Source organism: Pseudomonas sp. GM50, from assembly GCF_000282375.1.
Lineage (GTDB): Bacteria > Pseudomonadota > Gammaproteobacteria > Pseudomonadales > Pseudomonadaceae > Aquipseudomonas.
This window is the reverse complement of the sequence record NZ_AKJK01000086.1, coordinates 24,628-38,798: the sequence shown is the minus strand read 5'-3', so window position 1 is coordinate 38,798 and position 14,171 is coordinate 24,628. Positions and strand designations below refer to the sequence as shown.

Annotated in this window: 14 protein-coding genes; 10 read left to right on the top strand and 4 right to left on the bottom strand. The window is 60.1% G+C overall.

Going from position 1 to position 14,171, the window contains the following annotated elements; genetic code table 11:
- The first annotated feature begins 158 nt into the window (after positions 1 to 158).
- The 9 genes from PMI30_RS08735 (at position 159) to PMI30_RS08775 (ending at position 10,412) form a co-directional block, all read left to right on the top strand.
- Positions 159 to 1,034 carry an SMP-30/gluconolactonase/LRE family protein gene (locus PMI30_RS08735; RefSeq protein WP_008012083.1) on the top strand — a complete coding sequence of 292 codons (876 nt, stop codon included), beginning with the start codon at positions 159 to 161 and terminating at the stop codon, positions 1,032 to 1,034.
- A 273-nt stretch (positions 1,035 to 1,307) separates the two neighbouring features.
- Positions 1,308 to 2,126 (top strand): SDR family oxidoreductase, encoded by an 819-nt coding sequence (locus tag PMI30_RS08740; protein ID WP_008012082.1) that lies wholly within the window; start codon positions 1,308 to 1,310, stop codon positions 2,124 to 2,126.
- Positions 2,127 to 2,247: 121 nt separating this feature from the next.
- The gene (locus PMI30_RS08745) at positions 2,248 to 3,252 is read left to right on the top strand and encodes a substrate-binding domain-containing protein (protein ID WP_008012080.1); all 1,005 of its coding nucleotides are present in this window, start codon (positions 2,248 to 2,250) and stop codon (positions 3,250 to 3,252) included.
- Positions 3,253 to 3,318: 66 nt separating this feature from the next.
- Positions 3,319 to 4,863: an L-arabinose ABC transporter ATP-binding protein AraG gene (gene araG / locus PMI30_RS08750; protein WP_008012078.1), complete on the top strand. Its 1,545-nt coding sequence runs from the start codon at positions 3,319 to 3,321 to the stop codon at positions 4,861 to 4,863.
- 9 nt (positions 4,864 to 4,872) lie between these two features.
- Entirely contained in the window at positions 4,873 to 5,841 is a 969-nt protein-coding gene (araH, locus tag PMI30_RS08755; protein ID WP_008012077.1) for an L-arabinose ABC transporter permease AraH, read from the top strand.
- 254 nt (positions 5,842 to 6,095) lie between these two features.
- Entirely contained in the window at positions 6,096 to 6,809 is a 714-nt protein-coding gene (locus PMI30_RS08760; RefSeq protein ID WP_007903946.1) for a GntR family transcriptional regulator, read from the top strand.
- Complete coding sequence (locus PMI30_RS08765) at positions 6,806 to 7,813, top strand: ADP-ribosylglycohydrolase family protein (protein WP_008012075.1); 1,008 nt, start codon at positions 6,806 to 6,808, stop codon at positions 7,811 to 7,813. Before PMI30_RS08760 ends, PMI30_RS08765 begins: the two co-directional genes overlap by 4 nt.
- Before the next feature lie 210 nt (positions 7,814 to 8,023).
- Positions 8,024 to 9,490, top strand: a complete 1,467-nt coding sequence (locus tag PMI30_RS08770) for a purine-cytosine permease family protein (RefSeq protein WP_008012074.1) — start codon at positions 8,024 to 8,026, stop codon at positions 9,488 to 9,490.
- The gene (locus PMI30_RS08775; RefSeq protein WP_008012072.1) at positions 9,483 to 10,412 is read left to right on the top strand and encodes a PfkB family carbohydrate kinase; all 930 of its coding nucleotides are present in this window, start codon (positions 9,483 to 9,485) and stop codon (positions 10,410 to 10,412) included. Before PMI30_RS08770 ends, PMI30_RS08775 begins: the two co-directional genes overlap by 8 nt.
- Before the next feature lie 134 nt (positions 10,413 to 10,546).
- Here PMI30_RS08775 and PMI30_RS08780 read toward each other — a convergent pair whose 3' ends face one another.
- The 4 genes from PMI30_RS08780 to PMI30_RS08795 form a co-directional block, all read right to left on the bottom strand.
- On the bottom strand, positions 10,547 to 10,927 hold the full coding sequence (locus tag PMI30_RS08780; protein ID WP_008012069.1) for a Rho termination factor N-terminal domain-containing protein: 381 nt from the start codon (positions 10,925 to 10,927) through the stop codon (positions 10,547 to 10,549).
- 112 nt (positions 10,928 to 11,039) lie between these two features.
- Positions 11,040 to 11,294, bottom strand: a complete 255-nt coding sequence (locus tag PMI30_RS08785) for a hypothetical protein (RefSeq protein ID WP_008012067.1) — start codon at positions 11,292 to 11,294, stop codon at positions 11,040 to 11,042.
- Between the two features lie 40 nt (positions 11,295 to 11,334).
- Positions 11,335 to 12,597 (bottom strand): MFS transporter, encoded by a 1,263-nt coding sequence (locus tag PMI30_RS08790; RefSeq protein ID WP_008012066.1) that lies wholly within the window; start codon positions 12,595 to 12,597, stop codon positions 11,335 to 11,337.
- 112 nt (positions 12,598 to 12,709) lie between these two features.
- Positions 12,710 to 13,363, bottom strand: coding sequence for an HD domain-containing protein (locus tag PMI30_RS08795; RefSeq protein WP_008012064.1), 654 nt, complete (start codon positions 13,361 to 13,363; stop codon positions 12,710 to 12,712).
- Between the two features lie 231 nt (positions 13,364 to 13,594).
- On the opposite strand from PMI30_RS08795, the gene PMI30_RS08800 reads away from it, so the two are divergent.
- Positions 13,595 to 14,077, top strand: a complete 483-nt coding sequence (locus PMI30_RS08800) for a GNAT family N-acetyltransferase (RefSeq protein ID WP_008012062.1) — start codon at positions 13,595 to 13,597, stop codon at positions 14,075 to 14,077.
- Positions 14,078 to 14,171: the final 94 nt, after the last annotated feature.

Here is a 14,171-nt window from a genome sequence, read left to right as displayed (position 1 = left end):
GCCCCCGTTGGGGCGCGAAGCACCCCTAACAACAGTCACCACGATCTTGAATTTAGACAGTGGTGACTGGTTTTACGACTGCTTCGCAGCCGAACGGGGGCAAGCCCCCTCGCCACATAAGCCGCTCCCACACAAAGCAATAAGTGAAAGGAGGTTTCATGACGTGGACTGCGGTTACCGGACACCGTGCGCAACTCGGCGAAGGCCCGTTTTGGGATGCTCCGACCCAGGCGCTGTATTGGGTAGATATTGCCGGTAAACAAGCGCTCCGGCTGATCGGCGCCAACGTGGAAATCTGGCAGATGCCGGAGCACGTGTCCGCGTTCATCCCCTGCGAAAGCGGCGATGCCCTGGTGACATTGAGCAGTGGGGTTTATCGGCTGGATCTGGATTCCCCAGGCCTGGAACCTCGGCTGACCTTGTTCTGCGTGGCCGATCCGCAACCCGGTAATCGCCCCAACGAAGCTCGCTGCGATGCCCAGGGCCGGCTCTGGCTGGGCACCATGCAAAACAACATCGGCGAGCAGGGCGAAGATTTACCCGTCGTGCGTCGCTCGGGGGGGCTGTTTCGCATTGACCGCGATGCTCGGGTCACGCCGCTGCTTCGAGGATTAGGCATTCCCAACACGTTGCTGTGGAGCGACGACGGCACAACCCTGTATTTCGCCGACAGCCTCGACAGCACGCTTTACCGGCATTTCATCCATACCGACGGCAACCTGGACACCGCCTATGTCTGGCTTGGCCCCCACGAACGTGGCGGCCCCGACGGCTCGGCGATGGATGCCGAGGGCTATATATGGAATGCCCGTTGGGACGGCAGTTGTCTGCTCAGGCTGAACCCGGACGGTTATGTGGATCGGGTAATCGAACTGCCGGTCAGCCGTCCCACCAGTTGTGTATTCGGTGGCGAAGACTTCAAAACCCTGTACATCACCAGCGCCGCAAGCCCGCTCAATCACCCGTTGGACGGCGCGCTGTTATCGATTCGAATGGATGTGCCCGGAAAAGCTTGTCAACGGTTCGCTGGATAAATCCCAAAATATGGGATGTAAAATTATATATTGAGATTATTTGGTGGTCGGGTTTATAGTCGGCCCCATCAGTTACACGCACTCACACTTAAAAAAACAAAACAGGTGAAGTGATGCAGCGATATTCCACCGCACTCCCTTACGGAGTCAGTGCTTCAGGCCGCCTCGGCGCCCGGGCGTTTTCGCGCCTGCCTGCCTGGTCCCCAAAGCCTTTTGACCGGACATCGACAGATGTCCGGTTTTCGTCGTGCCTTCAAACAGGAGTGTTGATCCATGGCTGAACCTCTTTCCTTGCCACCGGTGCCCGAACCGCCCAAGGGTGAGCGCCTGAAGAACAAGGTCGTGCTGCTGACCGGCGCGGCTCAGGGTATCGGCGAAGCGATTGTCGCGACCTTCGCCTCTCAGCAGGCCAGGCTGGTCATCAGCGATATCCAGGACGAAAAAGTCGAAAAAGTCGCGGCGCACTGGCGTGAACAAGGCGCGGATGTCGTGGCGATCAAGGCCGACGTATCGCGCCAGCAAGACCTGCATGCCATGGCCAGATTAGCCATCGAACTTCACGGTCGAATCGACGTGCTGGTCAACTGCGCCGGGGTCAACGTGTTCCGCGACCCGCTGGAAATGACCGAGGAAGACTGGCGTCGCTGCTTCGCCATCGATCTGGACGGCGCCTGGTATGGCTGCAAGGCCGTGTTGCCGCAAATGATCGAGCAGGGCATTGGCAGCATCATCAACATCGCCTCGACCCATTCCACTCACATCATTCCAGGCTGCTTCCCGTACCCGGTGGCCAAGCACGGTTTGCTCGGCCTGACCCGCGCCCTGGGTATCGAATACGCACCGAAGGGCATTCGCGTCAACGCCATCGCGCCGGGCTACATCGAAACTCAACTGAACGTCGATTACTGGAATGGTTTTGCCGACCCCCATGCCGAACGTCAGCGGGCCTTCGACCTGCATCCACCGCGGCGCATAGGCCAGCCGATTGAAGTGGCGATGACCGCTGTGTTCCTGGCCAGCGATGAAGCGCCGTTCATTAACGCCTCATGCATCACCATCGATGGTGGACGCTCGGTCATGTACCACGACTGAATAACTCGGGTTCCAAGCGTGAAACTACGTCTGAAATCCAATCATCATACGATATGACTATTGGCTGCATGCTTTGAAGGCTTTCAAATAACGCTCAAAAAAAATAACAAGGAGTCAGCTTATGAAACGTCGTCGTGGGATCCGTTCCCTGTGCTGTGCCGCTTTGGCGGTCACCGCGGTCAGCCTCAGCAGTACATTGCTGGCGGCCGAGGAAGTGAAGATCGGTTTTCTGGTCAAGCAAGCGGAAGAGCCCTGGTTCCAGACCGAATGGGCCTTCGCCGAAAAGGCCGGCAAGGACAAGGGCTTCACCGTTATCAAGATCGCCGTGCCTGACGGCGAGAAAACCCTTTCGGCCATCGACAGCCTGGCGGCCAACGGCGCCAAGGGCTTCGTGATCTGCCCGCCGGACGTGTCTCTGGGCCCGGCGATCATGGCCAAGGCCAAACTCAACGGTTTGAAAGTGATCGCCGTCGATGACCGTTTCGTCGATGCCGGCGGCAAGTTCATGGAGGATGTGCCGTACCTCGGCATGGCTGCCTTCGAAGTCGGCCAGAAGCAGGGCGCCGCCATGGCCGCCGAAGCGAAAAAGCGCGGCTGGGACTGGAAAGACACCTACGCGGTGATCAATACCTACAACGAACTCGACACCGGCAAGAAGCGCACTGACGGTTCCGTCAAAGCGCTGGAAGACGCCGGTATGCCAAAAGACCACATCCTCTTCTCGGCGCTGAAAACCCTCGACGTACCGGGCAGCATGGACGCCACCAACTCGGCCTTGGTGAAACTGCCGGGCGCGGCGAAAAACCTGATCATCGGCGGCATGAACGACAACACCGTGCTGGGCGGCGTGCGCGCCACCGAAAGCGCCGGTTTTGCCGCGGCCAACGTGATAGGCATTGGCATCAACGGCACCGATGCCATCGGCGAACTGAAAAAGCCTAACAGCGGCTTCTTCGGCTCGATGCTGCCGAGCCCGCACATCGAGGGCTACAACACCGCGAGCATGATGTACGAGTGGGTCACCACCGGCAAAGAACCGCCGAAATACACCGCGATGGATGACGTTACGCTGATCACGCGCGACAACTTCAAGCAGGAACTGGAAAAAATCGGCCTGTGGAACTGAGGCGCGGTTGATTTCATCGGCGGCCCTGGCGACAGGGCTGCCTGATCGGTGTGATGAGGTGGGTTTATGCACGCACACGTACAAACACATGAACAGAGTATCGGCGGCAGCCTGCGCTTCAACGGGATCGGCAAAACCTTTCCCGGGGTCAAGGCGCTGGACGGCATCAGCTTCGTCGCCCATCCGGGGCAGGTTCACGCCTTGATGGGCGAGAACGGTGCCGGTAAATCCACGCTGCTGAAAATCCTTGGCGGTGCTTACACGCCGAGCAGCGGCGACCTGCAGATCGGCGAGCAGAAGAGGATCTTCAAATCCACCGCCGACAGCATTGGCAGCGGGGTCGCGGTGATCCATCAGGAGCTGCACCTGGTGCCGGAAATGACCGTCGCCGAGAACCTGTTTCTCGGGCATCTGCCGGCGAGTTTCGGTCTGATCAATCGCGGCGTTTTGCGGCAACAGGCATTGGCCTGCCTTAAAGGCCTGGCCGATGAAATCGATCCGCAAGAGAAAGTCGGGCGCTTGTCCCTCGGCCAGCGGCAACTGGTGGAAATCGCCAAGGCGTTGTCCCGTGGTGCGCATGTGATTGCGTTCGACGAACCCACCAGCAGTCTGTCGGCGCGGGAGATCGATCGCTTGATGGCGATCATCGGGTGCCTGCGCGACGAAGGCAAAGTGGTGCTTTACGTCTCCCATCGCATGGAAGAAGTGTTCCGCATCTGCAACGCGGTGACGGTGTTCAAGGACGGTCGCTTCGTGCGCACCTTCGAGGACATGAGCGCGCTGACCCATGATCAGTTAGTGACGTGCATGGTCGGTCGCGACATTCAGGACATCTACGATTACCGCAGTCGTCCGCGTGGCGCGGTGGCGCTCAAGGTCGACGGGTTACTGGGGCCGGGCTTGCGTGAACCGGTGAGTTTCGAGGCGCACAAGGGTGAAATCCTCGGGCTGTTCGGCCTGGTCGGGGCCGGGCGCACCGAGCTGTTTCGAATGCTCAGCGGGCTGACGCGCAACACCGCCGGGCGCCTGGAGTTGCGCGGTCGTGAACTGAAGCTGCATTCGCCGCGCGATGCCATTGCAGCGGGGATTCTGCTGTGCCCCGAGGACCGCAAGAAGGAGGGCATCCTGCCGCTGGCAAGCGTCGCCGAGAACATCAACATCAGCGCTCGCGGCGCCCATTCCACCTTCGGCTGCCTGTTGCGTGGCCTGTGGGAAAAGGACAATGCCGACAAGCAGATCAAGGCGCTGAAGGTGAAGACGCCCAACGCGGCGCAGAAAATCATGTACCTGTCTGGCGGCAATCAGCAGAAGGCGATTCTCGGTCGCTGGCTGTCGATGCCGATGAAAGTCCTGCTGCTCGATGAGCCCACCCGGGGCATCGACATCGGTGCCAAAGCCGAGATCTACCAGATCATTCATAACCTGGCGGCCAGCGGTATTGCGGTGATTGTGGTGTCCAGCGACCTGATGGAAGTCATGGGCATTTCCGACCGCATCCTGGTGCTCTGCGAAGGCGCGATGCGCGGCGAACTGACCCGCGAACAAGCCAATGAATCCAACCTGCTGCAACTGGCGTTGCCACGCCAACGCGCTGCCGACGTGGCGAACTGAGAGGTGACTATGACCGTCCAAAACAACGCTCTGCCAACCCCGCGAAAACCTCTGGACTTGCGGCGCTTTCTCGATGACTGGGTGATGCTGCTGGCGGCCGTCGGGATCTTTGTGCTTTGCACCTTGCTGATCGATAACTTCCTGTCGCCGCTGAACATGCGCGGTCTGGGCCTGGCGATTTCCACTACCGGGATTGCCGCGTGCACCATGTTGTATTGTCTTGCGTCCGGGCATTTCGACTTGTCGGTGGGCTCGGTGATTGCCTGTGCCGGCGTAGTCGCGGCGGTGGTTATGCGCGACACCGACAGCGTGTTCCTCGGCGTGAGTGCGGCGCTGGTGATGGGGCTTATCGTCGGGCTGATCAATGGGATCGTGATCGCCAAGCTGCGGGTCAATGCGTTGATCACCACGCTGGCGACCATGCAGATCGTGCGTGGCCTGGCTTACATTTTTGCCAACGGCAAAGCGGTAGGCGTTTCGCAGGAACAGTTCTTCATCTTCGGTAACGGTCAGTTGTTCGGCGTGCCAGTGCCGATTCTGATCACCATCGTCTGCTTCCTGTTTTTCGGCTGGTTGCTGAACTACACCACCTACGGGCGCAACACCATGGCCATCGGCGGCAACCAGGAAGCGGCGCTGTTGGCCGGGGTCAACGTTGACCGGACCAAGATCATCATCTTCGCCGTGCACGGTGTGATTGGTGCTTTGGCCGGGGTGATTCTGGCGTCGCGCATGACGTCCGGTCAGCCGATGATCGGCCAGGGTTTCGAGCTGACGGTGATCTCGGCTTGCGTGCTTGGCGGGGTGTCGCTGAGCGGCGGGATCGGGATGATTCGGCATGTGATTGCCGGGGTGCTGATTCTGGCGATCATCGAGAATGCGATGAACCTGAAGAATATCGATACGTTTTATCAGTACGTGATTCGTGGTTCGATCCTGTTGCTGGCGGTGGTGATTGACCGGTTGAAACAGCGCTGATTTTCCTTGTGGGAGTGGGCTGTCTGACACATTGAGCTTGAATGTGCCTGCGCCATCGCGAGCAGGCTCGCTCCCACAGTTGATCGGTGTCGCGCACAAGATTTATCTACACGGCAAATCCCCTGTGGGAGCGAGCCTGCTCGCGATTGATCGCGCAGCGGTGGATTTTGAACCGGGATCCTTCACCCACTTTCACAAAATATCCCTTGCTCGCCCCAACCCGTTTCAGCTATGACGGTACACCCGAGGTGTACATGATCAGACCAGTACGATTAGACAAGAAACAACAGGTGGTCGACGAGCTCACCCGACGCATCGAAAACGGCCTCATGGAGGACGGTGTTCCATTGCCGGGCGAACATCAGTTGGCTCAAGAATTCAAGGTCAGCCGTGGCACGCTGCGTGAAGCCCTGGTCGAACTGAAGCGGCGCCACGACATCGTTACGCAAGGCGCAGTGGGTTCCATCGTCACGTTCGATGGTGTGGTGCTCGATCAGCGCAACGGCTGGGCCCAGGCGCTGGCCGACAACGGGGCGCTGATCAATACCGAAGTGCTGCGGCTGGAGGCGGTTACTCGTCCGGACCTGTTGGCGCGTTTCGGTACCGATCAATTCATCACCCTCGACCGTCGCCGCCGTGGCACCGATGGCACCCTGGTGTCTCTTGAGCGCTCATTGATGCCTGCCACTGGCGGCCTGGAAAGTCTCCCGCGAGTGGGGCTGATCGATGATTCCCTGACCATCACTCTGGCCGCCTACGGCTACATTGGCGAGCATGGCGATCAGTGGATCGGTGCCGAACCCTTGAACGCCGAAGACGCCAAGCTGCTCGGGCGCCCGGAGGGCACGGTGTTCCTCAAGGCCCTGCGTACCACCTACGACCGTCAGAACCGCTTCATGGAACAAGTCGAAAGCCTGCTCGATCCGGTGCGCTTTCGTCTGCATTTGCAAATTGGAGCTTCAAAGTGACCAAACTCGACCGTGCCCTCGGCGCGTTCTACGGACTGGCCTTGGGCGATGCGTTGGGCATGCCGACACAATCCCTGAGCCGCGCCGAGATCAAGGCGCGCTTCGGTGAGATCACCGATCTGCAAGACGCTGGTCCGGATCAACCGATCGCTGCAAACATGCCCAAAGGCTCGATCACTGACGATACGGAGCAGGCGATCCTGGTCGGTCAGTTATTGATTGAAGGCGAGGGCTGGATCGAACCGCAGGTGCTGGCCCAGCGCTTGATCGAATGGGAAGCCGCGATGCAAGCCAAGGGCTCGCAGGATTTGCTCGGCCCCTCGACCAAACGTGCGATCGAGATGATCCTCGCCGGCCACTCGCTGGAAGAGGCAGGCCGCCACGGCACCACCAATGGCGCGGCCATGCGCATCACGCCGGTGGGGATTGCGGCCGATGTTGCCGATCCCGAGCGTTTCATCCGCGCCGTGGTGCAAGCCTGTCAGGTGACCCACAACACCACGCTGGGAATTGCCAGTGCGGCGGCGGTGGCGGCGGTGGTTTCTGCCGGGATCAACGGCATGGACTTGGGCGAAGCATTGAACCTTGGCCAGCAGATCGCTCAGCAAGCCGAGGGTCATGGCCACTGGATCGCTGGCGGACGTATCGCCTCGCGCATCAGTTGGGCGCGGAGCATCAGCGTCGACAGCGACAAAGCGTTGCTGGCGGACTTGCTGTACGACGTGATCGGCACGTCGGTGGCCTCGCAGGAATCGGTGGTGGTGTCGTTCGCGCTGGCCCAGCAAGTGGCCATCGGGGAAATGACGGCCTTCGAAGCGTTGTGCATGGCTGCCAGTCTGGGCGGTGATACCGACACCATCGCGGCGATTCTTGGTGCAATGCTTGGGGCTTGTCTGGGGTTTGAGAGCTGGCCTGTGGCGATGATCGAGCAGGTTAAAGCGGTAAATGATTTGCAGCTGGAACCGTTGGTGCAGGGGCTTTTGGCCTTGCGTTATTCGCGCTGACGCCATCGCGAGCAGGCTCGCTCCCACAGGTACGGCGTGTGCCTTGAGATTGCACCATACCCTGTGGGAGCGAGCCTGCTCGCGATAGGGGCGCCGCCTATTTAGAATTTCACCCGCAATGGAACGCACTGATATGGCAAGGATCGCCGGAATGTTATCTCGACTTCCGAAATTGCCCATAACCACAACAATGGCAACAGGAGCATTTTTATGAGTTCATCGAGCGCCGGGCAAAGTGCCGGGCAATTGGAAACCCGTGGCATCGAACCGGTGCCGGAAGGGGAGTGCAACGGTCACCCACAGCAACTGTTCTGGGTCTGGTTTGCGGCCAACATCTCCATCCTCGGCTTACCGTTGGGCGCCACGCTGGTGGCCTTCCGCGGCCTGGCGATCTGGCAGGCGATCATCGTCGCCATCCTCGGTGCCGCCGGTTCGTTCGCAGTGGTCGGGATCATCTCCATTGCCGGTCGTCGTGGTCGCGCACCGAGCCTGACGTTGTCGCGAGCTATCTTCGGGGTGCGCGGCAATATCGGCCCGACGCTGGTCTCGCTGATGTCGCGACTGGGTTGGGAAACCGTCAACACCACAACCGCCGCATTCGTCTTGTTGTCGTTGTGCTCGATTCTGTTCGGCTCGCCGGTGGAAGCCAAAAGCGCGCCGCTGCTGACCCTGGTCTTTATCGCGATATTTGTACTGCTGACGTTGTCGGTGTCCGGCCTCGGTCACGCCACGTTGCTGGTGATCCAGAGATGGGCGACCTACGTGTTCGGTGCGTTGAACATTCTGGTCGGCGGTTTCCTTTGCGCGACCATCGACTGGAGCGCCGTATTCAATGCGACGCCCGCGCCCCTGAGCGCAATGATCATCGGCATCGGCACCATGGCCGCCGGCACCGGGATCGGTTGGGCCAACGCCGGTGCCGACATGTCGCGCTACCAGCACCGCAGCGTCAAGGCCGTGCGTCTGGTGGCGTCGGCGGCGTTCGGTGCGGGGATTCCGCTGGTGCTGCTGATCACCCTCGGTGGTTTGCTGTCGGTGGGCAACAATGATCTGGCCTCGGCCACTGACCCGATCGTCGCGATCCGCGACATGCTGCCGACCTGGATGGCCGTGCCGTACCTGATCACCGCATTCGGCGGGCTGCTGCTGTCGAATAACCTGTCGGTGTATTCCGCCGGTTTGACCACCTTGACCCTCGGCCTGAAGGTCAAGCGCGTGTATGCGGTGGTGCTCGATATCATTGCGATCTTCGCCGGTTCGATCTACTTCATGCTGATAGCCGAGAGTTTTTACGGCCCGTTCATCACCTTCATTTCCTTGCTGGCGGTGCCGATCACGGCGTGGGTCGGGATCTTTGTGGTCGACCTGATTCATCGTCATTACTACAGCCCCAAGGACCTGCTGGACGTCAGCCCGAGCAGCGCCTACTGGTATCGCGGTGGCGTCGAGTGGCGCGCCTTCGGTGCATGGGCGCTGGCGATTGTGCTGGGTTTCAGCTTCACCACCATTGGTACCACTGAACAAGATGTCTGGTTCCGGGGCTTTTTGTCCGACTCCTGGCTGGGCCACAACGGCCTGGGCTGGATAGTGACGTTCCTGGTGGCCGGTGGCATTTACTGGGTACTCGGCGGTGCCAAGGACCGTCGCACTGCGTTGATCGAGCCGGCTCATGCCTAATCTGCTACACACCGGCCAGGTCATGATCGACCTGGTCATGGCCGTGGATAAATTGCCTCAATCGGGCGGTGACGTGCTGGCGCAATCCGCCCGTTTCGAGGCTGGCGGTGGCTTCAATGTGATGGCTGCGGCCCGGCGAAACGGCTTGCCGGTGGTCTACCTCGGTGGCCATGGCAAGGGCCGTTTCGGCGACCTGGCCCGAGAGGCGATGGCGGCTGAAGGCATTCGGATCGGCATCGATCAAAGCACTGAGCGCGACACCGGGCTGTGTGTCGCGCTGACCGAAGCCTCGGCCGAGCGCACGTTCATTTCCAGCATCGGTGCCGAAGGCGAATTGACCGCCGAAGACCTGGCGAGTGTGCCGGCCGAGGCGGGCGATTTTGTCTATGTCAGCGGCTACAGCCTGCTGCATGGCGGCAAGGCTCAGGCGCTGGTGGATTGGGTGCTGGATTTGCCAGACGGGGTCAAGGTGGTGTTCGATCCGGGGCCGTTGGTGGATTCGCCGGACGCGCCGCTGATGAAGGCCTTGTTGCCTCGCATCGATCTGTGGACCAGCAACCGTGTTGAGGCGTTGCGATTTATTGGGGCGAAGGACATTGCCGAGGCGTTGAATGGGCTGGCGGATCATTTGCCGGCGGACGCCTTGATGGTGGTTCGCGATGGGTCGCAGGGGTGCTGGATCAGCCAGCATGGTGACCGTCAGCATGTGCCGGGATTCAAGGTCGTGGCCGTCGACAGCAACGGTGCGGGGGATGCCCATGCCGGAGTGTTGGTTGCGGGGGTGGCGCAAGGTTTGTCGGCGATAGACGCGGCGCGGCGGGCGAACGCGGCAGCTGCTTTGGCCGTCACTCGTTGGGGGCCGGCGACTTCGCCGGGGGCGGTTGAGGTGGATGCGTTGATCCGGGAGACCTACGGCGCCTGATCGACCGCTATCGCGAGCAGGCTCGCTCCCACATTGGATTTATGCCAGCCGCCAATATTGCGGTTCACACGAATCAACTGTGGGAGCGAGCCTGCTCGCGATGAGGCCCTAGAATCCACCCTCAATCCTGACCTTCAACCCGCCCTGCGCAACGCCTCGATCAACTCCTGCTTGCGCATGCTCGAGCGCCCCGGAATCTTCTTCGCCCGGGCTTCTTTCTTCAGGCTGTCTACCGTCTGCGTCTCGCGCGAAGCTGTGCTGTTGCGCGGCTTGCCTTCACGGGTAGCCACTGCACGTCGGGCTGACTCCTTGCGATCTGCAGACTTGGCGCTGGCCGGCTTCTTGCGCCCGGAGCCGCTGGCGCGTTCACCTCCGCCTGACTGCTTGTTCACCGTGGCCCAGGCGCGAGCTTCGGCTTCATCTTTCGACACACCTTTGTGCTCGTAGCTTTCTTCGATGTGTTCGGCCTTGCGTTTTTGCTCGGCGGTGTATTTGTCTTTGCTTCCACGAGGCATGGGATTTCTCCTGGTTGCAGGCGCTGGCGAAGGCTCGGGCCGCGTTCGGACGATCTTTGCTCTTCAAACATTCACAGGCAAAAGATCGCAACCTGTTGCAGCGCCTACTCGGTTAGATATCCAGCTTGCGCGCCGCTTCAACCCCTGCGGCGCTGAGTTTGATCGGCAGGTTCAGCGAGTGCTCGCCGGCTTCATTGCAGATCACATGACCGTGCTGGATCAGCCCGCGTTCCTGCAGAGTCGCGAGGGTGCTGGCCACGACTCTCTCCCCCCGGTAATTGTCCAGCACCTCCTTACCCAAGCCATTCGGGTGGGCGTGCAGCAGGCGGGTCAGGACTTCTTTTTCCAGGTTTTTATCGACGTTCATGGTTACCTCTTGGTTGGGATGGACGAGTGTTGCTCCTCGCTCACATCGGCGAGCCCTTACCCGATATTGGTCCTTCCTGACCTGGATTGGTGCCTGATGAACGACGAGTGGTCCAGGTGATCCTGCTGACGTGACGCCAGATCAACCGACCTACGGTGATCAGCCAGTTCAGCAGGGCGACCGTCAGTAACGTGAGCAACAGTTTCAGCATCCCGTGTTCGACGATGATTCTCCCGGCCAGCAACGGAAAGCCGAACACGCCGACGAAGTAGGACAGGCTGAACAACAGCAAGGACTGCGAGGTGGTGCCGGACGGCGCTTCGTTCGCCGCCAGGCCATTGATCACCGAATACGTCAGCCCATAACCCACCCCGAGCATCATCGCCGCCAGCACGTAGCTGAACCCGTCGTCGACGACAAAACCGAACATCAGGATCGAAACCATCATCAGGCCCGACAACAGGCAGGAGGCACGCAATGGATCGCGTTTGACCACGAACCCGGCAATCAACATTCGGCTGCTGATCGCCGCGCCCATGAAGCCGAAAAAAAACAGCGAATAATCAAGTGAACGGGACGCCGCGTAACTGGTTTGAAAACTCGACAGACCACCGAATACACACCCGCCGAGGCCGACCATGATGATCGGGAACACAGCTCTGGAGGACAATACTTGAGCCGTTGCGCGCCAGGATATTCGTGCGATTGACGCTGATGCCGAGGGCGTCTTTTTGAGCTGGACATCCAGCCGCCAGAACAGCAAGGCACCGATCAGGCTGGCCAGCGCCGCGAGGTAAAACGCTGCCGTCACCGGATACCCGAGAGCACTGGCAGCACGGCCCAACAATGGACCGCTGCCGATCCCGGTCATCATGCTGCCCGACAGCAGCGCAAAGTATTTTGCCCGTTGCGCAGGCGTCACCAGACTCGCGACGATGATCGGCCCGAGCGTGTAGAAAACACCCCAGCCCAACCCTAGCATCAGTCCAAAAAACAGCAGCAGATTGCCAAAGCCTGGCGTCAAGGCAAATCCCAGGCTGGCGAGCACCAGCAAGAGGCTGAACAGTGCAATGGAACGCGCCGCGCCGAGCAGGTCGGACAAGTGACCGGAGACAATCACTGCCGCGAAGGTGCTGAGCATCGCCGCCGAAATCACGCTGCCGGCATCGTGTTCGTTGCCGCCGCGAGAGCCGATCAGCAGCGACAGTAAAAAAGTCGAGCCATAAGACAACGACAACAAATAGCTGGCGAGGCAGAACAGGCTGAACAACCTGCTTGAGACAGGTGGGGCGGCGATAGACATGAGGCGGTTCCTTGACCCGATAGAAGTGAATGTCATCTATCTATCACGCAAGGTACCGATGATAGGTCTGTGGTTACCGATTTCAGGGTTAGTGGAGGCCGGAGTAATGCTTTCAGCAGACGCCGATTTCTTCCTTGAACAGCTCCATGAAACCCTTCAGGCGTTCGTGGCGAATCTGTGCCAGACGTTGACCGGTAGTCGTTTGGAAACCGTCCGCCAGGTGCAGCAGCTTGGTCTGGAAATGATCGAGGCAAAAGCGCTTGTCGTCGTAGTCCCGCTCTTTTGCCTCTGGGTCCAACGGGTCGTACAACGCACTGCCCATGCGCCCGGCGATGTAGAAAGTACGCGCCACGCCGAGCATGCCAAGGGAGTCGAGACGGTCGGCATCCTGGATGATTTTCGCTTCGAGGGTGATGGGCATGATGTTGGCGCTGAAGCTGTGGGCTTCGATGGCGTGGGCGACCGCTGTGATTTTTGCGCGAGGCCAATCCATGGCTACCAGTACTGTCGAAGCTTTCTGTGCCGCCAGTCGTGATGCCTGTGAGCGCAGCGGCGAGTTCTTCTCCACCGCCACGCAATCGTGCAACAGCACGGCGGCCAGCAGCACCTCAAGATCACCGCCTTCTTGCGCATGAAGCGTGCGCACGTTGTGCCACACCCGCTGCAAGTGCGACAGATCATGGGCGCCATCCTCGCCAGGTTCCAGCGCGTGGGGCAGCAGGCTTGAGGCCAGATTGTGCAGAGGCGCAAAAGCGATAGCGGTCATAAAAGTCCTTTAGTGTGGAAACGCTTTTGTGGCGAGGGAGCTTGCTCCCGCTGGGCTGCACAGCAGCCCCACCCCCAGACGACACGGTATTTCAGTTAGATCGGCGTCGCCAGTTTTGCGACTGCTTTGCAGCCGAACGGGAGCAAGCGCCCTCGCCACATTGCTATCAGATGTGACGAGCGCCGCGCGCGGACTTAGTATGGCGTTTTCAACTTTTCACAAGGCACGTTCATGACGATCGAAATCCGCCCGGCAACCCCCAGCGATGCTCCGCAAATCCTCGCGTTCATCACTGAACTGGCCGACTTCGAACGTGCCCGCCACGAAGTCATCGCCAGCGTCGCCGACATCGAGCGCAGCCTGTTCAGCGAAGGCGCCACCGCCCATGGCCTGATCTGCCTGCGAGATGGCCAGCCGATCGGCTTCGCGGTGTTCTTCTTCAGCTATTCCACCTGGTTGGGCAGCAACTGCCTGTACCTCGAAGACCTCTATATCACTCCCGAACAACGGGGCGGCGGCGCCGGTAAAACCTTGCTGCGCCACCTGGCGAAAATCGCCTGCGCCAACGACTGCGGCCGTTTCGAATGGAGCGTGCTGGACTGGAACAAACCGGCGATCGAATTCTACAAATCCCTCGGCGCACAGCCGCAGGAGGAGTGGGTTCGGTATCGGATGGATGGGGCGGTGTTGAGGGAGTTTGCCGAGGGTCGGTAATCGCTGCTGGCAATCTGATATGAATCAGTTGTTCGCACCGCTTTAGTCCGGCATTCTGTGCGCCCTTTGCGCGCTCACGGACGACACCTGCAAT